The sequence below is a fragment of the Bradyrhizobium vignae genome (genome assembly GCF_004114425.1).
In the GTDB taxonomy this organism is placed as follows: Bacteria; Pseudomonadota; Alphaproteobacteria; order Rhizobiales; family Xanthobacteraceae; genus Bradyrhizobium; species Bradyrhizobium vignae.
In genome coordinates this window covers 91,290-109,374 of record NZ_RDQF01000015.1, presented here as the reverse complement: position 1 = coordinate 109,374, position 18,085 = coordinate 91,290, and the positions used below count along the sequence as shown (strand labels likewise).

Genomic DNA, 18,085 nt, shown 5'->3' with positions numbered 1-18,085 from the left:
CCTACCGAGACCTTACGCTGCTCGCTGAGACACGGTGAATCGTGTCGCAGAATAGATCGGGATTGCGGCGACGCGGTGATGTGTGCGTCGTGCCGCAATTCCTCCGGTAAAATTTGAGCGGTGGGCTGAACGTTTGCGCGAAACTTGTCTGCGATAAGCAGTGCGTAGCCGCGAGGAACAGCCATGGTTGAAAAACACATAACGTCGCCCCGCAACGTCATCGATCTGGCGAACTATCGTCAGGTCCTGGCGAGCGGCAAGGCGCCGTCGATGTCGGCACGCATGTGCCGGCACTGTGGTGCTCCGCTGCTCGATGGTGAGAACGACGACGACTGCTCGACTGCATTCAATGCCGCAGCCCCCAGGCTGCGCGATCGGTCACGTCGGATTCGAATCGATTGAGGAACGGAAGATAAGGGCAGGCGATCCAGATCTTGCGGCGGCGTTGTCTGGATCGCCTTGCTTCCCAATTCAAGCTACGGCGAAATCAGTTGATCAATTCATCCGTCATTCCGGGTTCGATGCTTCGCACTGCCCCGGAACGACGCTCACCGTCACACGTGCTGGCCGCCGTTGATGTGGATCTCGGCGCCGTTGACGTAGGACGAAGTATCCGTGCACAGCACGTAGATGATTTTTGCGACCTCGTCGGGCGTGCCGAGGCGGTGCATCGGGATCTGCTGCTCGACGATCTTCTCGGTGCCCGGCGACAGGATCGAGGTGTCGATCTCGCCCGGCGCGATCGCGTTGACACGCACGCCGACGCGGCCGAAGTCGGAGGCCATCTCGCGCGTCAGCGCGGCGAGTGCCGCCTTCGAGGTGGCATAGGCGGCGCCGGCGAAGGGGTGCACGCGCGAGCCCGCGATCGAGGTGACGTTCACCACCGAGCCCTTTGCCGCCTTCAATTCCTCGATCAGCCCGCGCGCCATCATGATCGGCGCGAAGAAGTTGACGTGGAAGACATGCGTCCAGGTGTCGAGATCGGTGTCGACCGAGCCGAGTCGGGAGCCACCGGGGCCCTTGGGCGAGATCGCGGCGTTATTGACCAGCGCATGCAGCGTGCCACCTTCGAGCCGGCGGCGGATTTCGCTGATTGCGCGCAAGGTGTCCCCGGGGTCGCCGAGGTCGACCTGGATGTGGTCCTCAGGGCCGGCGTCCCACGGACAGTCCTCCGGGAAAGGATGCCGCGAGCAGGTGATGACGCGCCAGCCCGCCGAGGAAAAGCGGATCACCGTGGCGTGGCCGATGCCGCGGCTGGCTCCGGTCAGAAGCAGCGTACGACGCGGTGCATTGGACGAATGCGGCATGGACATCTTTCAGGTTGGCCCAAAGCTCGAGACAAGATTCAAGATGAGGCTCAAGGATACATCCGCGTCTTGGACCATTTCTGACCGGCGGCGTCACGGCGAAATTCGATGCGGTCGTGGAGCCGAAACGGGCGGTCGTGCCAGAACTCGATACGCAAGGGCGTGATGCGCCAGCCGCTCCAGCCCGGCGGCCGCGGCACTTCGCCGATGACGTATTTGGCCGCAACCTTGGCGATGGCTTGTTCGAAGGCGAAGCGGCTCTCCAGCTCTTGCGACTGCTTGCTCGCCCAGGCGCCGATCTGCGCCTGCTTGGGGCGCGTCGCGAAATAGGCGTCGGCCTCCGCGTCGGTCACCGGCGTCACGTTGCCGCGGATGCGGACCTGACGGCGCAGCGACTTCCAGTGAAAAAGTAATGCTGCCTTAGGATTTGCGGCGAGCTCGCGGCCCTTCTGGCTGGCGATGTGGCTGTAGAAGACGAAACCATCGGCATCGAAGCCCTTCATCAGCACCATGCGCACATCAGGCAGCCCGTCAGGGTCGACGGTTGCGAGCGCCATGGCGTTCGGATCGTTCGGCTCGCTCTTGATCGCCTCGTTCAGCCAAGCCTCGAACAGCGCAAATGGCTCATCGGCAGCGGTGAAATCACCGGATGTTAAGGGTGTCTGGTGTTTCATCGAGGTCGTGTCGGTCATGTCTGGAGTCCGAGTTGCGTCCCGCGGCCCAAAACGCGTTGTTGTCCGCTACCGCCCTATATAGGGCATGGGGACGCGTTGGCCTATCGGCGATCCGGCCGTCCGGCTTCGTCATGACGATGATTCTGATCGGGGTTGGCACCGGCGGCTGCAGCTTTTCCCGCAACGACAGCAGCGCCTATGCCAAAGCCGATGACGGCGATCTCACCGGCTCGATCGCACGGCCGGCGAAGGATGCCCCGCCGACCGAGACCGATCTCGCCTTCACCCGCAACGCAGCCTCCGACGTCCTGAGCAAGGGCGACAAGGATTCCAGCCAGCACTGGGAGAATCCGGAGACCGGGGCCCGCGGCTCGGTGACACCGATCGCGCAGTCCTATGCCGCCGAGGACGGCCGCAAATGCCGCGATTTCCTGGCAAGCTACGTCAATGGCCGCACTGAAAGCTGGCTCCAGGGCGCCGGTTGCCAAAGCAGCCGTGGCCGTTGGGAGATTCGTACGCTAAAGCCGTGGCGGAACTAGGTTCAGCGCAAGCTGAGTTGCAAAAATGCCACTCTCTTCCCACATGAACGGCAGGTGGGGTGGGGAGCCCTTAACAATTCGATTTCTTGAAGGAGACGTGACGAATGCGCGACCCCTACGAGGTCTTGGGGGTGCCGCGGAGCGCCAACGCTGCCGCCATCAAGAGCGCCTATCGCAAGCTGGCCAAGAAGCACCATCCCGACAGCAACAAGGGTGACCCGAAGGCCGCCGAGCGCTTTGCCGAGATCAACTCGGCCAACGAGATCCTCGGCGACGAGGACAAGCGCAAGCAGTTCGATCGCGGTGAGATCGACGCCGAGGGCAAGCCGCGCTTCCAGGGCTTTCCGGGTGGCGGCGGCCCACGCGGCCGCGCGGGCCCCGGCGGGTTCGAGAGCTATACGTTCCGGAGCGGCGGTGCGGGCGGCCCGGGCGGCGGCGCGTTCGAGGATATTCTCAACAGCATGTTCGGCGGCGGGATGCGGGGCGCGCGGCCGGGGGCCGGCGGCGGCGCACAGTTCGAGTTCGACACCGGCGGCATCGGGCTCGATCTCGATGTCAACGTGGCCATGTCCGTCTCGCTGGAGGAGTCGGCCAAGGGTGGCGAGAAGCGCATCCGGTTGCCGACGGGCAAGGAGCTCAACGTCAAGATTCCCGCTGGCGTCGCCGAAGGCCAGCAGATTCGGCTCCGGGGGCAGGGCGAGAGCGCGCCAGGCCATCCGCCCGGCGATCTCCTGATCACGATCAACATCGCGCCGCACCCGTTCTTCAAGGTCGAGGGTGCCGACCTCAAGATCGACCTGCCGGTCACGCTTTACGAGGCGGTGCTCGGCGGCAAGGTCCGCGTGCCCACCCTCGGCAATGCCGTCGAGCTCTCGGTCCCCAAGAACACCTCCAGCGGCCGGACCTTTCGCCTCAAGGGCAAGGGCCTGCCGAAAGCCGGTGGAACCGGGGATCTCTTGGTGACCATCAGGATTATGCTACCAGACGGGAACGACGCCGAGCTCGAGGCATTGATGGAGAGGTGGCGGGACCAACATCCCTACAATCCGCGGAGTGGGCTCGGCTAAGCATGATCCGGACCCGGAGGGCCGCGCTAGCGCGAAAGTGCGCAGCGGTCTTCCGAAGAGGTCATGCGCAAACGACAAGAAGCCGCCATTCCGAGGCCACCTCGACGATCGGAGCATTCTCTTAAAGGATGATGCTCAACATACGGCTGAAGCGCGCATTGCGCTTCGACGCTGACATTTGAGACGTGTCGGCTGTCCGGCGGGGCAGCCGACAAAGGTGCGGCCTCGAGAGGGGGACCAGCGCGGTACCAAAAACCCCAATCGAGGCCGCCTGCGTCGATCGGCGGATCGAACGCCACTCATAATCGCGTGAACACCCGGTGCGATAATGAGACGCGTCGATGTCCTGATTCCAAATTTTCGATGACGGAATCTGGGCACCATGCTCATGCGGTTGCTCAGGTGCCGTTTTTCTCCGCCTGGTCGTAGACGGCCTGTGCCACCCTGGTCAGCCGGTCGCGGTCACTGCTGCCGCTGACGACGTAGCCGACGCCGCGGTCGGCCCAGAACAGCGCGCCGTCCTTGTCCGTTTTGGCGTAGCGCATTTGCGTTGCACCATTCTCGGTCTTGGCGGAGTAGATCGTGTACCGCTCGCCCGAGGCACCCTCATACATCAGGAACGACGCTGGGCCGTTCGGTCCCGGCAAGAGCCGGCCGCCAACCAGCTTCAGCCCGCTCGCCTCCAAATTCGGAGCGAACACGGTCCAGCCGCAACGCCGGGTCAGCCAGGCCTGCAAGTGGTCGCGCTCGTTGCCGCCGACCTCGACGGGGTGGCGGACCTCGACGACATAGAGCCGATGGGCGTCGAGCGCGTCCGCCGTAAAGCTCTGGAAGGTTGAGGGCGCATTGGCAGCACCATGCGCGACCCAACCGGCCGTGCCGCCGGCGACGAAAGCAACCAGCACGGCCGCGGCGGCGCCATAGAGCCATTGCCACGGGCGGCGCTCCAGCCGCTCCAATTCCAGGCGCGCCGGCACCGGTTCCTGGGCGACGGAATCGTAGCGGGCGTGCAGCATCTCAGCCATGGCACGCCAGGACTGCACGCGCTCGGCCTCGTCGGGATGGGCGGCAAGAAAGGCCTCGACGTCGGCGCGGCGCTCGGCCGGCAGCTCGCCATCGACATAGGCGTGCAGTTCGTCCTCGGTCACTGGGATCTTGCGGTCGTTCATATCGGTCGTCTCTGGCTCTGCGGCCCAAAAAATCGTTCGTGGCTCAACTTCGCTCGCGTCCTCTGCAGTCTGCGGGCGCGCGAAACGCGATGCATCACCCTGTCCTCATTTCACCCGCCTGAGCGCCGGGCGCTCGCCCTCCAGCGAGGCTTTGACGTGGGCCCTGGCGCGCGCCAGGCGCGACATCACGGTGCCGATCGGCACGCCCTGGATGTCGGCGACCTCGCGATAGCTCATGCCTTCCAGCATCACCAGCAGCAGCACCGAACGCTGTTCCTCGACGAGCGTCGCCAGCGCCTTCTCGATGTCGCGTCCTTCGGCCTCGGTCCCGCTGGCATCCGGATTGTTCTCCGTCAGCGGCATGAATTGCGGGCGCCTTGCCAGCGAGCGCCGCCGGTTCTTGTTGAGGTTGGTCAGGATCGTATAGAGCCAGCTCCTGACGTCGCCCCCGAGAAACAGCCGCTCGGAACGCAGCGCCCGTACCAACGTGTCCTGCACCAGATCGTCGGCCGCATCCGCATCGCGCGTCAGCGCACGGGCATAGCGGCGCAACGCCGGGATCATGGCTTCCACACTCTGGCGAAACGCATTCATTGAGGTCTTGACGTTCCTGGCGTTCGGCGCGAGCGCCTCAACCATCATAACACCCGAGCGGAACGGCTATTCCGGCACTCGAAACAGCGTTAACGCCGCGGATTAGGGCTGTACCGCAGGGGAGGGCTGGTGTACCTCCAGACCTCAACGAGAGCTCGACGGGACGTTCAAAAATGGCGCAGAATTCAGGTCTGATGCAAGGCAAGCGCGGGGTGATCCTCGGCGTTGCCAACAACCGCTCGATCGCCTGGGGCATCGCCAAGGCATGCCACGCCGCCGGTGCCGAACTCGCCTTCACCTATCAGGGCGATGCGCTGAAGAAGCGCGTCGAGCCGCTTGCCGCCGAGATCGGTGGTCTCGTGCTCGGCCATTGCGACGTCACGGATGCCGCGACCATCGATGCCGCCTTCGCGGTGCTGAAGGAGAAGTGGGGCAAGATCGATTTCCTGGTGCATGCGATCGCCTATGGCGAGCAGCTCGACGGCCGCTACGTCGACACCACTCAGGAGAACTTTTCGAAGTCGATGCTGATCTCCTGCTATTCGTTCACCGCCGTGGCGCAGCGCGCCGAGAAGCTGATGACGGATGGCGGCTCGCTGATCACGCTCTCCTATTACGGCGCCGAGAAATGGATGCCGCATTACAACGTGATGGGCGTGGCCAAGGCGGCGCTGGAAGCCAGCGTGCGTTATCTCGCCGCCGATCTCGGCGAGAAGAACATCCGCGTCAACGCGATCTCGGCAGGCCCCATCAAGACGCTCGCCGCCTCCGGCATCGGCGATTTCCGCTACATCCTGAAGTGGAACGAATATAACGCGCCGATGCGGCGCAACGTCTCGACCGAGGACGTCGGCGGCAGCGCGCTGTATTTCCTCTCCGACCTCTCGCGCGGCGTCACCGGCGAGGTGCATCATGTCGATTCCGGCTATCATGTGCTGGGCATGAAGCGCCCGGACGCACCCGATATCGCGCTGGGTGGCAAGGATTAACGTTCAGCCGACATGCCGGTGCCCACGATCTACTTCCTTCGCCACGGCGAGACCGAATGGAACGCGCTCGGCCGGCTCCAGGGCACCAGGGACGTCCCGCTGAACGCACGCGGCCGCAGTCAGGCGGTGCATGCTGCCGGCGTTCTGGCCGATCTGTTCAAGCGCGAGGGCAAGGACAGAGCGGCCCTGCCCTATGTGTCGAGCCCGCTCGGACGTGCGCGTCAGACCATGGAGCTTTTGCGCGGAAAGCTCGCGCTACCGGCCGCCGATTATTCCCTCGACGACCGCCTGCGCGAGATCGGTTATGGTGTCTGGGAGGGGCTGACGCTGGCGGAAAGCGAGGCCTCAGATCCCGATGTCTATGCAAGGCGCCTTGCTGACAAGTGGACGGTGGCGCCAAGCGGCGGCGAGACCTATGCGGCCGTGCAGCTCCGCATGCTCGACTGGTACGACTCGCTTCTGGTCGATACCGTCGCGGTCGCCCATGGCGGTACCTGCCGCGCCCTGATGGTGGCCTTGGGCATCGAGACCCCCGCCAGCGCCGCCGAGCTCTATATCGAGCAGGGCGCCGTCTACGTGTTCCGCGACCGGAGGCTGGAGAAGTTTAGTTAAGCCTGAGTTTTCGTCATTCCGGGTTCGCCCTTCGGGCGCCCCGGAATGACGGGAACGGGGTTGAACGCCATGCCCCTCAGGGCTACGAACGTTGACAAGCAACGTTTATGTAAAACGTCAACGCGAGGCGGCAGTTCGAATGTCCTTCAACACCTTCGGCCATATGTTCCGCGTCACCACCTTCGGCGAGAGCCACGGGATGGCGATCGGCTGCGTGGTCGACGGCTGCCCGCCCATGATTCCGCTCACCGAGGCCGACATCCAGAAGGACCTCGACCGCCGCCGGCCCGGACAGTCGCGCTTCACCACCCAGCGCCAGGAGCCGGACCAGGTGAAAATCCTGTCCGGCGTCATGGCGCATCCGGAGACCGGCGTGCAGGTGACGACGGGGACCCCGATCGGGCTCCTGATCGAGAACACCGACCAGCGCTCGAAGGACTATTCCGAGATCAAGGACAAGTTTCGTCCCGGTCATGCCGACTTCACCTATGAGGCCAAATACGGCCTGCGCGACTATCGCGGCGGCGGGCGCTCCTCCGCGCGCGAGACCGCGATGCGCGTTGCCGCCGGCGCGATCGCGCGAAAAGTGCTGCCCGCCGTGAAGGTGCGGGGCGCGCTGGTGCAGATCGGCCCGCACAAGATCGACCGCGACAAGTGGGACTGGGACGAGATCGCCAAGAATCCGTTCTTCTGTCCCGACAAGGACAAGGCCGCGTTCTTCGAGACGTATCTCGACGGCATCCGCAAGAGCGGCTCCTCGATCGGTGCCGTGATCGAGGTCGTCGCCGAAGGCGTGCCGGCAGGTCTTGGCGCGCCGATCTACGCCAAGCTCGATTCCGATCTCGCGGCTGCGATGATGACCATCAACGCCGTCAAGGGCGTCGAGATCGGCGCCGGCTTCGGCGCCGCCGAGCTCACCGGCGAGGAGAACGCCGACGAGATGCGCACCGGCAATGACGGCACGCGCTTTCTGTCCAACCATGCCGGCGGAGTCCTTGGCGGTATCTCCACCGGACAGCCGGTGGTGGTGCGTTTCGCGGTGAAGCCGACCTCGTCGATCCTGCAGCCGCGTCTCACCGTCGATCGGCAGGGCACCGATACCGAAATCTTCACCAAGGGCCGCCATGACCCCTGCGTCGGCATCCGTGCCGTCCCCGTCGGTGAAGCCATGATGGCCTGCGTGCTGGCGGATCATTTCCTGCGCGACCGCGGGCAGGTCGGGCGCTGATTTAGAGCGCTCCTTGGAAATACGCGCTCCTATTTGCGCCGCGCTTCCGCAGCATCGATCCGGGCCTGATTGACAAGCGCCTGTGCCGCCCAGGCGGCGGCAGCGAGTGCCTCTTCGACGCTGGCGCCGCCGATGTCGCGTATCGCCAGCGCGGCCTCGCTGCCCATCACCATCGATAGCGCGTGGGCGAGGCGTCGGCGTGCGGCGGATGACAGTTCCCCCTTCAGCGACTCGACGATTGGCAGGATGAATTTCATCCGCCGGCCGGGCCGTGGCGGCCGTGCGCCCGGATCGTTGTCGAGCCACACGGCCATGAACGAGCGCTCCATCACATGCAGACCGACTTCGTCGCTCAACATCAGCTTCATCATTTCGCGTGATGCACGCGAGATGCCGTCAATCGGATCATCGCCGGGCCGCCAGATGCGCTCCAGGGCCACAAGCCCGCGTTCTGTTGCCGTCTCGCTGATCAGGGCTTCGAGCGAAGAGAAATAACGATAGGCGGTGGCGCGCGAGACCAGCGCGCGCTCTGCCACTTCGGCAAATGTCGGGTTGCGTCCTTCGTCGCGAAACGCCATCGCGGCGTCGATCAGGGCCTGGCGTGTGCGGCGCTTCTGGTTTGCGCGGCTATCGGTCTCGATCTGAGTCCGATGCGCGCTCCGGCTTGACTTCCTGTCGGGCATATGTGAGACACGTGTCTTATTAAGGGACTTTGTCTCACTATAGCGAATTGTCCCAGCAAAGGGAAACCGATGAACGACGAATTGAAGAAAACCTTTGATCGCATGATCGACCGCCACTTTCATTTTGAGGCCGAAGACGACGTTGATGGCGTGTTGAGCACGATGGTCGATGACGTCGAGCATGACGTCGTCGGATATCCCACCGGCCCGGTCCACGGAAAGACCGCGGCGCGCGGCTTCTACGACGCTTTGTTCGCCGACCTTTCCGGCGAAAAGGTCACCACGCTGCGACGTTACTACGGGCCGGATTTCGTGGTCGACGAGAGCCTGTGGGAAGGAACGGCGCCCGGCGCGCCGTTCGGGATTCCTGGCCACGGACGCAAGCTGAGCTTTCGCCTGCTGCACGTGTTCGACATGGCGCCCGACGGGCAGATCAAGCGCGAAAACGTCTGGCTAGATTTCGCGGCGATCCTCAACCAGCTCAACGCACCGCAGGCCGCATGAGCAGGAGATCGATCATCGAGGAGGACATCATGACCGACAATCCGTGTGCCCGCGCCTGGCTCCGGCTGGCGGCCATCTATTTCGCCGCCGGGGTCATCCTCGGCGTCGTGATGGGCGCGTCCGGCGACCATTCGCTGTTCCCGCTCCACGCCCATATCAACCTGCTCGGGTGGGTCTCGATGGCGTTATTCGGGCTGACAGCCAAGGCCTATCCCTCGGTCGCGACGGGACGCGCCGCCGGCGCGCAATTCTGGATGCACAATGTCGGTGTTCCCGTGATGCTCGGCGCGCTGCTGCTCAAACTCTGGGGCATCAAGGCCGCCGAGCCCGTACTCGGCGCCGCATCCATTGTCGTTGGATTGAGCGTGCTGCTGTTCGCATGGCTTGTCATCACTCGCATCGGCACGGACAGCCGCGCGGCGAGATCGGCTTGACGCGGCCCGTCGTCCGTCGGCAAATGGGCTCATGGAAAGTTCCGAGCTCCAGCGCATCTCCAAGTGGCTGATCGACGGCGCCCGGTCGTCGGTGGAGCCGGCCGCGATGATCGCAGATTTCTGCGAACGTATGGTCGCCGCCGGCCTGCCGCTGTGGCGGTTCGGCATCTTCATCCGCACGCTGCATCCGGAGATCTTCGGCCGCAACTTCATCTGGCGGCAGGGTGAGGAGGTCGAAATCGGCAGTGTCGATTTCGACATTCTGGATGCCCCCGAATTCGCCCGCAGTCCGCTCCGCATCGTGTTTCAGCAGGGGCTGGAGGTCAGGGGACGGGTGAACGATCCCGACAGCAAGCGATTCCCGTTCATCGAGGACATGCGCGCCGAAGGCGCGACTGACTATGTTGCCGTGCCGGTGCCTTTTCTCGATGGCTCCATCCACGCGACGAGCTGGGTCACGCAGGATCCCGGCGGATTCAGCGACGATGACATCGCGGCGATCCGAAGCATCATAGCGCCGCTCGCGCGCGTCAGCGAGATCATCAGCCTGCGCCGAACCGCCGAGATGCTGCTCGACACCTATGTCGGCAACCGCGCCGGCGCGCGCATTCTCGGCGGCCAGATCCGCCGCGGTCACACTGACACCATGCAGGCGGTGATCTGGCTTTCGGATCTGCGCGGCTTCACCGCACTGTCGGACCGGCTGCCGGCCGAGACCGTGGTCGAGATCCTCAACCAATATTTCGATTGCCAGGTCACCGCGATCCGCGGCCATGGCGGTGAGGTGCTGAAATTCATGGGCGACGGCCTGCTCGCGGTGTTTCCGATCGACGAATATGTCGGCGATGCCGCGCATGTCTGCGCGCGGGTGCTGGAGGCAGCGCGCGAGTCCCGCGCCAGCGTCGAGGCGCTCGCCTTTCCTGTCGGCGAGGTCGTCGAGCGCTTCCGCTTCGGCGTCGCACTGCATGTCGGCAACATTCTCTATGGCAATATCGGCGGCGGCAATCGCCTCGATTTCACCTGCATCGGCCCCGCCGTCAATCTCGCGGCACGGCTGGAGAAGATCACGGGTCGCCTGGGGCGGACTGTCGTCGCCTCGGAAGGTTTTGCCAATGTCTGCCGCCACGACTGGCGCGAGCTCGGCGAATTTCCGATCGCGGGATTTTCCAAGGCGCAGCGCGTTTATGGGCTCGCCGAGGAAACGCCGGTGGTGATGGCTTGACGTGCAATGAGCTGAATGTCGTTCATTGTCGCAAGACGAAGCGCTACTCTTCCGGCTCCGTCGTGAACAGCAGCGGATAGCCCTTGGCGCGGCCGGCGTCGGTGGCGCGCGTGGCCTTGGTCTCGGCGACGTCCTTGGTGAACACGGCGACGACGCAGGCGCCAAGCTTGTGGGCGGTAATCATCACCTTGTAGGCCTGATCCTCGGTCATGCGGAATTCGGCCTTCAACACCATGGTGACGAATTCGCGCGGGGTGTAGTCGTCGTTGATCAGGATGACCTTGTGCAGCCGCGGCCGCTCGACCTTGGTCTTCGTCCTGGTTTTCGGCTTGGTGACGGCGTCGTTCATTCCGCCTCCTGGACACGGCGGCTTGGGTTCCCTGCCGGGCGATCAGCCTGCGGCTTTCGCACCATATTGCAGGACCTGCACCTTCTCCAAGGTGATCAGCCCGCTCGACATCATGCCGTCCAGGATGGGCAGGAATGCGTTGATGTTATCCTCGCTGTCGACGATCTCGATCAACAGCGGCAGGTCTTCCGACAGCCGCAGGATCTTCGAGGTGTGCAGCCGGCTGGACTTGCCGAAGCCCATGGGACCACGCAGCACGGTGGCGCCGGCGAGGTGCCGTTCGCGCGCGGTCATCACGATCGCTTCATGCAGCGGCTTGCCGTCGAAATGATCGCTCTCGCCGATGAAGATGCGCAATAAAACAGCCTGATCGGGGATTTGCATGGTCAGCTCCTTGCCAAGCGGCTATAGCGTCTTGCCATCATATGGCCTGCCCAGACCGATACCAGCCAGCAGATGACGGACGCCGTGATGTAAGAGAGCGCTGTCCATTTCATGCCGGCGTGAAACAGGCGGAAAGTTTCCAGGCTGAAGGTCGAAAACGTGGTGTAGCCGCCGCAAAAGCCGGTCATGACGAACTGCCGGTGCTCAGGCCGCGCCAGCACGCGTCCGTCGGGGCCGGTCAGCGTGGCGTAGAAGCCGATGATCAGTGATCCCGTCGCGTTGATGAAGAGCGTCGCGAAGGGAAAGCCGGGGCCGGTATCGAGCGCGAGCCCCACAAGATAGCGCGTCACCCCGCCGACGATGCTGCCGGCAGCAACCCAGGCATAGAGCACGAAGCTGCGCCAGCGTTCGGCAAAAGGGGAAGGGGGGCTCATCAGCCTCTAGCCTCCCAGACGATCCGCAAGGAGGAAGCCGCAGCTGACGGCGGCGAGGCACAGCCCGACCGAGGCGGCGACATTGCCGAGCGCCGAGAGCGGCTCGCCGCCACGCGCGAGCGTCAGCGTTTGCAAGCTGAACGAGGACACCGTGGTGTAGCAGCCGAGAAACCCTGTTACCGCGAACAGCCATGGTGTGGGTGATGCGAAGACCGAGCCCGGATGCGCCGCCAGTGCGCCAAAAACACCGATCAGGAAGGCGCCCGTGACGTTGATGGTCATGGTGCCCCACGGAAACGTTTCGCCCAGCCGCCGCGCGATCGCACCGGAGACGAAATAGCGCGCGCAGCCGCCCAGCGCGCTGCCGATCACGATCGCAATTGCTCCGCTCAGCAAGATGAACAGCCCCCCGTCATCACTTCTCCCCCACCGCCAGATTCTTGCCGACGGCGAGCAGCCCCACCAGCGAGACCAGCGCGAAGCCGAGCCCCGCAAGGAACGTTCCTACCGGACCATAGGCGTCCCACAAGGCGCCTGCGATCACGCTCGCGGCCAGCAAGGCAAGCCCGGTGAACAGGTTGAAATAGCCGAACGCGGTGCCGCGCAGATCCGGCGGCGCCGCATCCGCGACGAGCGCGGAGAGCAGCCCTTGCGTCAATCCCATATGCAGGCCCCACAGCACGATGCCGAGCGCAAGGCCGGCCAAATTCGGCAGCAGCGCCAGCGCAAGGTCGGCGCCGGCGAGGAAAACGAGGCCGAACGCGAGCAGGCCGGTCCGGTTGATCCGGTCCGACAGCACGCCGGCCGGATAGGCCGACAGGGCATAGACGATGTTCATCAGCACCAGGACCGCCGGGACCCACATCGCATTGAGCCCGATGTTCTGTGCGCGCAGGATCAAGAAGGCCTCGCTGAAGCGTGCGAGCGTGAAGACGATTCCGACCGCCACGACACGCCAATAGACCCTTCCGAGCTGCTGCATCGCGGCGAGATTGAGCGGGTTTTCTGCAGGTTTCCGGCTCGGATCCGGCTCCGGCTCGTCCACCGCGAACGCGATCAAGCCAAAGGACAGGAATGCCGGCAGCACCGCCACCCAGAACACGAGGGCAAAATTATCAGCCGTCCTCCACATCAGGCCGATCGCCACGAGCGGTCCGACGAACGCGCCGACGGTGTCGAGCGATTGCCGCAGGCCAAAGCTCGCGCCGCGCAGGCCGACGGGGGCGATATCGGCGATCAGCGCATCGCGCGGCGCGCCGCGAATGCCCTTGCCGACACGATCGATGAAGCGCGCAGCGACCAGCCATCCGACGCTGGGCGCGAGTGGGAACAGCGGCTTGGTGAAAGCGGCAAGCCCATAGCCGAGCGCGGCGAGCAGCTTGCGGCGTCCGAGCCAGTCCGACAATGCACCGGAGAAGATTTTCGTGATCGAGGCGGTCGCCTCCGCGATGCCCTCGATGAAGCCGACGGTGAGCGTGGAAGCACCAAGCACGGTGACGAGATAGACCGGCAGCAGCGCGTGGATCATCTCGGAGGAGATGTCCATCAGCATCGAGACGAAGCCGAGCACCCAAATCCCCCTGGGCAGCGTGGCGCGTGCAGCCTTCGATGTCGTCATCGTCACGTCTTTGCCTTCTCCCTCTCCTGGCCCTCGCCACCAGGCAACAAAAAACCCGCCATCGGCGGGTATGTCCATGCTCCCGCCAAAGGCAGAGGCCCAAAGATTGCCTCTCCTCAAGCAGGAGTCATCAGCCCACGAGGTCATCGACCGCCGGGCGGTTGTCGGGGGACTCCATCCCCATCTGTGCAGCCAACCCTAGCATGGAAATCGTGCCGGACAAGTGGGCGGGGTGCGTGTCTCCACTGGCACCGTCATTGCGGGTTCTCGCTTTGCGAGTCCAGGAATGACAGCCCGCGAGATCGCGCGTGTTCCGGTGACGCAAGCGCGGCAACATGGCGGCAGCTTTGCGTGACGCGCGCCAATTCCTTAACTCGAATGTGAAGCGGAAGCGATCTTCGGCCTTTGCGGCAAGCCGATTGCATGTCACCATCGCGTCATACGACGGGAGACTGCGATGCGTTTGCTGTTCTCGATCGGGGCTGTGCTGGTGGCCGGCATCATAGCCGGGGGGGAAGTCGCGGGCATCGCGGCACCAGGACCCAAATTCGAATCGTCCAAGAATCAACCGCAGCGGCTTGCGGCCGACAAGGACGCGCAGACGGTCGATATCGAGCTGATCCTCGCGGTCGATGTGTCCTACTCCATGGACATGGACGAGCTCGCGATCCAGCGCGAGGGCTATGCGCAGGCAATCCAGTCGAAGGAGTTCCTGCAGGCGCTGAAGCTCGGCCCGAACGGCCGCATCGCGGTGACCTATTTCGAGTGGGCCGCCTCCAGCGACCAGAAAGTCATCATTCCCTGGCGGCTGATCGACGGACCTGAGACGGCGGACGCGGTCGCCGCCGAGATCATGAAGACGCCGATCCGGCGCGCGTCGCGCACCTCGATCTCCGGCGCAATCGCCTTCGCGATGCCGCTGTTCGACGAAGATCCCTATCGGGGCTTGCGCCGTGTCATCGACATTTCCGGCGACGGTCCCAACAACAATGGCGGTCCGGTCACCGTGGCGCGCGATGCCGCGCTCGAGAAGGGCATTATCATCAACGGCCTGCCGATCATGGTCAAGGAACCGTCCTATTCGACGATGGATATCGACAATCTCGATTTCTATTACGAAGACTGCGTCATCGGAGGTCCCGGCTCCTTTGTCATCCCGATCAAGGACCGCGACAAGTTCAAGGAAGCGATCCGCACCAAGCTGCTGATGGAAGTCGCCGGCCGCACGCCGGAGCGTCCCGTGATGCGCGTTGCCGACAAGGAGCCGCGCGTCAACTGCCTGATTGGCGAGAAGATCTGGTCGGATCGCTGGGGACGTTAGCGCAACCCGTTGGGACGTTTCGCCTCATCTCGCCCGGCGGTTGAATTTAACCGCTCGTTAACCGGTACATGGCCCTAATCCGGTCGATTCAGTTCGTTTCCGATCGCTGTTTTGACTTTGCTGTCGGACGCGCGAATGAGAGCGGGGTCATCGCACCCGTCCACCGAGCAATCCAATGGCCATCGTCACCTCGAGCACCAGCCAGATTTCTCCCGCCAACGAGCGGCTGTATCACCAGAGCGCGCTGATCGGTGACTGGAAGGGCAATTGGGTGGGCAACAACCAGCCCGTCGGCTTCAAGGTCGTGAACATCCGCGGGTCCCGGGCGCAGGTCGAGTACACCCATAACGGCCACACCGAACGCGGCTTTGGCGAGGTCAAGGGGACGCTCATCACCTTTGGCGGGGTCACGGTCGGCACCAAGGACGGCAAGAACATGGTGCTGCTGTTCTCGTTCGGGGGCGCTGGCAAGCAGGCCGCCAATCTCGAGAAGCAGGACCCGCCGGCTTCTGACAGCCGCCTCATGGGAAGCTGGGGCGGCTATTCCCCCGACAACGGCAAGAGCGCCAGCTTCAAGGTGCTCTCGGTCAACGGCAAGGAAGCGCAGGTCAGCGTCACCACCGACGGTGTCACCCGCCAGGGCACCGGCATCGTCTACAAGAACGTCATCATGTTCGGGCAGACGCAGATCGCGACCGACGACGGACAGAACGGCAAGGTCATCTATCAGGTCGGCTCGAAATCATTCATGGTCCCGGTGACGAAATATCCGCCGGCGGATTCGTCGTCCTCCGTCGACAAGACCGCCTGAGGCTGCCGTCCTCACCATTTCGGCGGCCGCTTCTCCACGAACGCCTTCAGGCCCTCCTGCGCCTCGTCCGACGTCGCGACATTGCAGAAATCATCCACCGCGCTTGCAATGCTGCGCCGGTAATCGAGATCGATCTGGCGCATGAAGGCGGCCCGGCCCATCCGCAGCACGGCGGCCGATTTTTTCTGCGAACTGTGCGGCGAGCTTCACCACCTCGGGCTCAAGCTCCGCATCGCCGACGACGCGGTTCACCACGCCGAGCTCGCGCGCTTCCATGGCGCTGAAGACGCGGCCGGTGAACAGCAGCTCGAAGGCGCGGTGACGTCCGACGATGCGCGGCAGATGCGCATAGTGGATCGCCGGGATGATGCGGGCGATGTTGCCTGCGCGCTCGTAAGTGACGGGACTATCGGATGTCACCGGGTTCTCCATGCTTTCAAGATGTCAGCAGCTTCAACTGCCGGTCGATCCTGCGCAAGATCTCGCAGGCCGGCGCCAAGGCGCCGGTGCCGATCAGCCGCCAGACCTCGTTGGTCTGCTGTGCCAGATGCGGGATCGTCAACGGCAGGCGGGCGGCCTCCTGAAGCGCGCCCTTTTCGTTGATGAGATAGCGTTCGTTTAGTGCGAACAGGATCTGTGCGATGCAGGCGAGCGACCTGTAGAGGCATCCCACGACATGAGTCTGCTCGCCGCGCGCTGCCGCAGGCTCCGCATTCTCGACACCGAACGAGATTTCCCACTGGAAGCGCCGGATCAACGCCGCACGCAGCGCCGGCGGATAGGGCAGCGCGATTGATTTGAGCCGGGCGATCACGCCGTTAGGATCGTGCAGAGGCTGACAATACGCGATCTCGCCCATCCAGATCGCCGAGCAGAAGCCGTGCGGATGGCCGGGCTGGTAGTCCATGGTGACCACCCCGGCGCAGCAGGATTCCATGACGGCCTCGACCGCGTCGGCGTCACGGTAGAGCAGGTCGACCTTGCGGCCCTCCACCGAAAGCCAGGCGCCGCCGACGATCCACTGACCCCATTCTCCGACCGGCGTCACGGTCGTAGTGGCGGGATCGTCAGCAATGTCCTTCGCGGCGGCCAGCACCCGTTCGGTGTCCAGCGGAATCGCCGTCTTGAAATAGAGGCCGATATCGTAGTCCGACGCGGCGTGTGCACTGCCCCGCGCGCGCGAGCCGCCGAGCACGACAGCCTGAACGCCCGGTACGTCGGCAAGAGCGAATGTCAGGCGGGTGAGCAAGGGATCAGGCGGCATCAGATGCGGTTCCCCGGAATACCTGCGGCCGCGACGCCGGCACGGTCACTCTGCTGGCTTTGACGATGGTCGAGGAGTATAATTTGCGAAATTCTCGACGGTTATCTGAATGTTCAACCTTGCACGTTCATCTCTCCTTGCAGCTCTCGCGGTGCTCTGTCTCGGCGGAGAGCTGGTTCATGCGCAAGTCGCGCCGCTGAGATATTGGATACCCGGCGGGCCCTTCGGCCTCGGTGGAGGCGCCGGCCAGAGCTCCGATTTCCACTATGGCAATTTTCCGAGCTTCAACGCCGGCGATGCGGCTTGGCGTACCAGCTATGCGAACGGTTTCTTCGTCGGCAGCGAGCGCGGCAATTTTGGCTCGAGCGGCTTCAATCAGGCCGGTTCGGCCGGCAATTTCAGCGCGCTGTCCTATGACAGCACGCAGTTCGGCTACAACATCAAGACGGCCGGCGGCATGCCCGTCACGTTCTTCGCCGGTTTCGAGACACTGAAGTTCGGCAACGGCATCGGCAGCTCACTGGCGCCGCTCACCTCCAGCGCTTCGCCCGGCTATGGCGGGTTTGCGGGTGTCGAATTCAAGCCGACCTCCAACCTCAGCCTGTCGTTCGGGGTCGGCTATACCCAGCAGCAATCGGGCCGCATGGACAGCGACATCAACTCCTCGATGCTGCCCGGCGAGTCTCCGGCGCTGGGCGGCTTGCGGCGCTAGAGCATGATCCGGAAAAGTGTGAAGCAGTTTTCCAAAAAGATCGTGCTCCGAAATAGACCCAAAGCGCGCGCGAGCGCCTCCGCCTCGTTGAAGCGGATCCAGCTGACGAGCTCGCGCATGAATGCTTTGTCGCGCATTTGCGCCGAGTTGCCCTCGAGCGCATAGTTGGC

The 18,085-nt window shown here is 64.0% G+C and carries 25 protein-coding genes and 1 riboswitch; of the genes, 12 read left to right on the top strand and 13 right to left on the bottom strand.

The features are described 5' to 3' along the window. The first annotated feature begins 183 nt into the window (after positions 1 to 183). A complete protein-coding gene (locus EAV90_RS15505; protein ID WP_122404698.1) occupies positions 184 to 402 on the top strand; it encodes a hypothetical protein in 219 nt (72 codons plus the stop codon). A gap of 152 nt (positions 403 to 554) precedes the next feature. Here the strand turns inward: EAV90_RS15505 and EAV90_RS15500 are convergent, their stop codons facing one another. Continuing rightward, positions 555 to 1,307 carry an SDR family NAD(P)-dependent oxidoreductase gene (locus EAV90_RS15500; protein WP_122404697.1) on the bottom strand — a complete coding sequence of 251 codons (753 nt, stop codon included), beginning with the start codon at positions 1,305 to 1,307 and terminating at the stop codon, positions 555 to 557. 50 nt (positions 1,308 to 1,357) lie between these two features. Then, positions 1,358 to 1,999 carry a pyridoxamine 5'-phosphate oxidase gene (pdxH, locus tag EAV90_RS15495; RefSeq protein WP_122404696.1) on the bottom strand — a complete coding sequence of 214 codons (642 nt, stop codon included), beginning with the start codon at positions 1,997 to 1,999 and terminating at the stop codon, positions 1,358 to 1,360. Between the two features lie 113 nt (positions 2,000 to 2,112). On the opposite strand from pdxH, the gene EAV90_RS15490 reads away from it, so the two are divergent. Next, complete coding sequence (locus EAV90_RS15490; protein ID WP_162500392.1) at positions 2,113 to 2,520, top strand: RT0821/Lpp0805 family surface protein; 408 nt, start codon at positions 2,113 to 2,115, stop codon at positions 2,518 to 2,520. A gap of 104 nt (positions 2,521 to 2,624) precedes the next feature. Further along, positions 2,625 to 3,587 carry a DnaJ C-terminal domain-containing protein gene (locus tag EAV90_RS15485; protein ID WP_129143888.1) on the top strand — a complete coding sequence of 321 codons (963 nt, stop codon included), beginning with the start codon at positions 2,625 to 2,627 and terminating at the stop codon, positions 3,585 to 3,587. A 398-nt stretch (positions 3,588 to 3,985) separates the two neighbouring features. On the opposite strand, the gene EAV90_RS15480 is transcribed toward EAV90_RS15485, so the two are convergent. Both EAV90_RS15480 and EAV90_RS15475 read right to left on the bottom strand, forming a co-directional pair. After that, entirely contained in the window at positions 3,986 to 4,756 is a 771-nt protein-coding gene (locus EAV90_RS15480; RefSeq protein ID WP_129143887.1) for an anti-sigma factor family protein, read from the bottom strand. 105 nt (positions 4,757 to 4,861) lie between these two features. After that, positions 4,862 to 5,350, bottom strand: coding sequence for a sigma-70 family RNA polymerase sigma factor (locus tag EAV90_RS15475; protein ID WP_027570971.1), 489 nt, complete (start codon positions 5,348 to 5,350; stop codon positions 4,862 to 4,864). Positions 5,351 to 5,523: 173 nt separating this feature from the next. On the opposite strand from EAV90_RS15475, the gene fabI reads away from it, so the two are divergent. The 3 genes from fabI to aroC all read left to right on the top strand — a co-directional run bounded on the left by fabI (position 5,524) and on the right by aroC (position 8,179). Beyond that, positions 5,524 to 6,339: an enoyl-ACP reductase FabI gene (gene fabI, locus EAV90_RS15470; protein WP_027554293.1), complete on the top strand. Its 816-nt coding sequence runs from the start codon at positions 5,524 to 5,526 to the stop codon at positions 6,337 to 6,339. 12 nt (positions 6,340 to 6,351) lie between these two features. Next, the gene (locus tag EAV90_RS15465) at positions 6,352 to 6,951 is read left to right on the top strand and encodes a histidine phosphatase family protein (RefSeq protein ID WP_129143886.1); all 600 of its coding nucleotides are present in this window, start codon (positions 6,352 to 6,354) and stop codon (positions 6,949 to 6,951) included. A gap of 139 nt (positions 6,952 to 7,090) precedes the next feature. Then, the gene (gene aroC / locus EAV90_RS15460; protein ID WP_129143885.1) at positions 7,091 to 8,179 is read left to right on the top strand and encodes a chorismate synthase; all 1,089 of its coding nucleotides are present in this window, start codon (positions 7,091 to 7,093) and stop codon (positions 8,177 to 8,179) included. A gap of 29 nt (positions 8,180 to 8,208) precedes the next feature. On the opposite strand, the gene EAV90_RS15455 is transcribed toward aroC, so the two are convergent. Beyond that, positions 8,209 to 9,045 carry a TetR/AcrR family transcriptional regulator gene (locus EAV90_RS15455; protein ID WP_244607732.1) on the bottom strand — a complete coding sequence of 279 codons (837 nt, stop codon included), beginning with the start codon at positions 9,043 to 9,045 and terminating at the stop codon, positions 8,209 to 8,211. Here EAV90_RS15455 and EAV90_RS15450 point away from each other — a divergent pair. The 3 genes from EAV90_RS15450 to EAV90_RS15440 are packed head-to-tail and all read left to right on the top strand — an operon-like array spanning position 9,025 to position 11,022. After that, entirely contained in the window at positions 9,025 to 9,366 is a 342-nt protein-coding gene (locus EAV90_RS15450) for an ester cyclase (RefSeq protein WP_244608033.1), read from the top strand. The two genes, EAV90_RS15455 and EAV90_RS15450, sit on opposite strands and share 21 nt — an antisense overlap. A gap of 29 nt (positions 9,367 to 9,395) precedes the next feature. Then, on the top strand, positions 9,396 to 9,800 hold the full coding sequence (locus tag EAV90_RS15445; RefSeq protein ID WP_122406807.1) for a hypothetical protein: 405 nt from the start codon (positions 9,396 to 9,398) through the stop codon (positions 9,798 to 9,800). Positions 9,801 to 9,831: 31 nt separating this feature from the next. After that, complete coding sequence (locus EAV90_RS15440; RefSeq protein ID WP_129143884.1) at positions 9,832 to 11,022, top strand: adenylate/guanylate cyclase domain-containing protein; 1,191 nt, start codon at positions 9,832 to 9,834, stop codon at positions 11,020 to 11,022. Positions 11,023 to 11,065: 43 nt separating this feature from the next. On the opposite strand, the gene clpS is transcribed toward EAV90_RS15440, so the two are convergent. Genes clpS through EAV90_RS15415 form a run of 5 tightly spaced genes read right to left on the bottom strand, consistent with a single transcriptional unit; the run spans position 11,066 to position 13,807 of the window. Then, positions 11,066 to 11,371: an ATP-dependent Clp protease adapter ClpS gene (gene clpS / locus EAV90_RS15435; RefSeq protein ID WP_122404688.1), complete on the bottom strand. Its 306-nt coding sequence runs from the start codon at positions 11,369 to 11,371 to the stop codon at positions 11,066 to 11,068. Between the two features lie 42 nt (positions 11,372 to 11,413). Continuing rightward, positions 11,414 to 11,755, bottom strand: a complete 342-nt coding sequence (locus EAV90_RS15430) for a DUF190 domain-containing protein (protein ID WP_129143883.1) — start codon at positions 11,753 to 11,755, stop codon at positions 11,414 to 11,416. 2 nt (positions 11,756 to 11,757) lie between these two features. After that, a complete protein-coding gene (gene crcB / locus EAV90_RS15425; protein ID WP_129143882.1) occupies positions 11,758 to 12,189 on the bottom strand; it encodes a fluoride efflux transporter CrcB in 432 nt (143 codons plus the stop codon). Positions 12,190 to 12,195: 6 nt separating this feature from the next. Next, positions 12,196 to 12,594, bottom strand: coding sequence for a fluoride efflux transporter CrcB (gene crcB, locus EAV90_RS15420; RefSeq protein ID WP_122404685.1), 399 nt, complete (start codon positions 12,592 to 12,594; stop codon positions 12,196 to 12,198). Positions 12,595 to 12,604: 10 nt separating this feature from the next. Continuing rightward, a complete protein-coding gene (locus EAV90_RS15415) occupies positions 12,605 to 13,807 on the bottom strand; it encodes an MFS transporter (protein WP_164936950.1) in 1,203 nt (400 codons plus the stop codon). Positions 13,808 to 13,921: 114 nt separating this feature from the next. Then, positions 13,922 to 13,998, bottom strand: a riboswitch (Fluoride riboswitch). A gap of 266 nt (positions 13,999 to 14,264) precedes the next feature. Here EAV90_RS15415 and EAV90_RS15410 point away from each other — a divergent pair. Both EAV90_RS15410 and EAV90_RS15405 read left to right on the top strand, forming a co-directional pair. Beyond that, the gene (locus tag EAV90_RS15410; RefSeq protein WP_122404682.1) at positions 14,265 to 15,128 is read left to right on the top strand and encodes a DUF1194 domain-containing protein; all 864 of its coding nucleotides are present in this window, start codon (positions 14,265 to 14,267) and stop codon (positions 15,126 to 15,128) included. Between the two features lie 175 nt (positions 15,129 to 15,303). Beyond that, positions 15,304 to 15,939, top strand: a complete 636-nt coding sequence (locus tag EAV90_RS15405; RefSeq protein WP_129143880.1) for a hypothetical protein — start codon at positions 15,304 to 15,306, stop codon at positions 15,937 to 15,939. A gap of 90 nt (positions 15,940 to 16,029) precedes the next feature. On the opposite strand, the gene EAV90_RS15400 is transcribed toward EAV90_RS15405, so the two are convergent. Together EAV90_RS15400 and EAV90_RS15395 are read right to left on the bottom strand one after the other, a co-directional pair. Beyond that, positions 16,030 to 16,359 (bottom strand): enoyl-CoA hydratase/isomerase family protein, encoded by a 330-nt coding sequence (locus EAV90_RS15400; protein WP_245509531.1) that lies wholly within the window; start codon positions 16,357 to 16,359, stop codon positions 16,030 to 16,032. A gap of 16 nt (positions 16,360 to 16,375) precedes the next feature. After that, positions 16,376 to 17,203, bottom strand: a complete 828-nt coding sequence (locus EAV90_RS15395) for a nucleotidyltransferase domain-containing protein (RefSeq protein WP_129143879.1) — start codon at positions 17,201 to 17,203, stop codon at positions 16,376 to 16,378. A gap of 109 nt (positions 17,204 to 17,312) precedes the next feature. Between EAV90_RS15395 and EAV90_RS15390 the strand changes: the two genes are divergently transcribed. Beyond that, the gene (locus EAV90_RS15390; RefSeq protein ID WP_122404679.1) at positions 17,313 to 17,915 is read left to right on the top strand and encodes a hypothetical protein; all 603 of its coding nucleotides are present in this window, start codon (positions 17,313 to 17,315) and stop codon (positions 17,913 to 17,915) included. Here the strand turns inward: EAV90_RS15390 and EAV90_RS41245 are convergent. Then, the gene (locus EAV90_RS41245; RefSeq protein WP_283810472.1) at positions 17,912 to 18,034 is read right to left on the bottom strand and encodes a hypothetical protein; all 123 of its coding nucleotides are present in this window, start codon (positions 18,032 to 18,034) and stop codon (positions 17,912 to 17,914) included. The two genes, EAV90_RS15390 and EAV90_RS41245, sit on opposite strands and share 4 nt — an antisense overlap. Positions 18,035 to 18,085: the final 51 nt, after the last annotated feature.

What these genes read in the sequence shown, in the direction of transcription:
- EAV90_RS15505 (WP_122404698.1), top strand. Translation starts at nt 184, where the DNA reads ATGGTTGAAAAACACATAACGTCGCCCCGCAACGTCATCGATCTGGCG.
- EAV90_RS15500 (WP_122404697.1), bottom strand. Translation starts at nt 1,307, where the DNA reads ATGCCGCATTCGTCCAATGCACCGCGTCGTACGCTGCTTCTGACCGGA.
- pdxH (WP_122404696.1), bottom strand. Translation starts at nt 1,999, where the DNA reads ATGACCGACACGACCTCGATGAAACACCAGACACCCTTAACATCCGGT.
- EAV90_RS15490 (WP_162500392.1), top strand. Translation starts at nt 2,113, where the DNA reads ATGACGATGATTCTGATCGGGGTTGGCACCGGCGGCTGCAGCTTTTCC.
- EAV90_RS15485 (WP_129143888.1), top strand. Translation starts at nt 2,625, where the DNA reads ATGCGCGACCCCTACGAGGTCTTGGGGGTGCCGCGGAGCGCCAACGCT.
- EAV90_RS15480 (WP_129143887.1), bottom strand. Translation starts at nt 4,756, where the DNA reads ATGAACGACCGCAAGATCCCAGTGACCGAGGACGAACTGCACGCCTAT.
- EAV90_RS15475 (WP_027570971.1), bottom strand. Translation starts at nt 5,350, where the DNA reads ATGAATGCGTTTCGCCAGAGTGTGGAAGCCATGATCCCGGCGTTGCGC.
- fabI (WP_027554293.1), top strand. Translation starts at nt 5,524, where the DNA reads ATGGCGCAGAATTCAGGTCTGATGCAAGGCAAGCGCGGGGTGATCCTC.
- EAV90_RS15465 (WP_129143886.1), top strand. Translation starts at nt 6,352, where the DNA reads ATGCCGGTGCCCACGATCTACTTCCTTCGCCACGGCGAGACCGAATGG.
- aroC (WP_129143885.1), top strand. Translation starts at nt 7,091, where the DNA reads ATGTCCTTCAACACCTTCGGCCATATGTTCCGCGTCACCACCTTCGGC.
- EAV90_RS15450 (WP_244608033.1), top strand. Translation starts at nt 9,025, where the DNA reads ATGGTCGATGACGTCGAGCATGACGTCGTCGGATATCCCACCGGCCCG.
- EAV90_RS15455 (WP_244607732.1), bottom strand. Translation starts at nt 9,045, where the DNA reads ATGCTCGACGTCATCGACCATCGTGCTCAACACGCCATCAACGTCGTC.
- EAV90_RS15445 (WP_122406807.1), top strand. Translation starts at nt 9,396, where the DNA reads ATGACCGACAATCCGTGTGCCCGCGCCTGGCTCCGGCTGGCGGCCATC.
- EAV90_RS15440 (WP_129143884.1), top strand. Translation starts at nt 9,832, where the DNA reads ATGGAAAGTTCCGAGCTCCAGCGCATCTCCAAGTGGCTGATCGACGGC.
- clpS (WP_122404688.1), bottom strand. Translation starts at nt 11,371, where the DNA reads ATGAACGACGCCGTCACCAAGCCGAAAACCAGGACGAAGACCAAGGTC.
- EAV90_RS15430 (WP_129143883.1), bottom strand. Translation starts at nt 11,755, where the DNA reads ATGCAAATCCCCGATCAGGCTGTTTTATTGCGCATCTTCATCGGCGAG.
- crcB (WP_129143882.1), bottom strand. Translation starts at nt 12,189, where the DNA reads ATGAGCCCCCCTTCCCCTTTTGCCGAACGCTGGCGCAGCTTCGTGCTC.
- EAV90_RS15415 (WP_164936950.1), bottom strand. Translation starts at nt 13,807, where the DNA reads ATGACGACATCGAAGGCTGCACGCGCCACGCTGCCCAGGGGGATTTGG.
- EAV90_RS15410 (WP_122404682.1), top strand. Translation starts at nt 14,265, where the DNA reads ATGCGTTTGCTGTTCTCGATCGGGGCTGTGCTGGTGGCCGGCATCATA.
- EAV90_RS15405 (WP_129143880.1), top strand. Translation starts at nt 15,304, where the DNA reads ATGGCCATCGTCACCTCGAGCACCAGCCAGATTTCTCCCGCCAACGAG.
- EAV90_RS15395 (WP_129143879.1), bottom strand. Translation starts at nt 17,203, where the DNA reads ATGCCGCCTGATCCCTTGCTCACCCGCCTGACATTCGCTCTTGCCGAC.
- EAV90_RS15390 (WP_122404679.1), top strand. Translation starts at nt 17,313, where the DNA reads ATGTTCAACCTTGCACGTTCATCTCTCCTTGCAGCTCTCGCGGTGCTC.
- EAV90_RS41245 (WP_283810472.1), bottom strand. Translation starts at nt 18,034, where the DNA reads ATGCGCGAGCTCGTCAGCTGGATCCGCTTCAACGAGGCGGAGGCGCTC.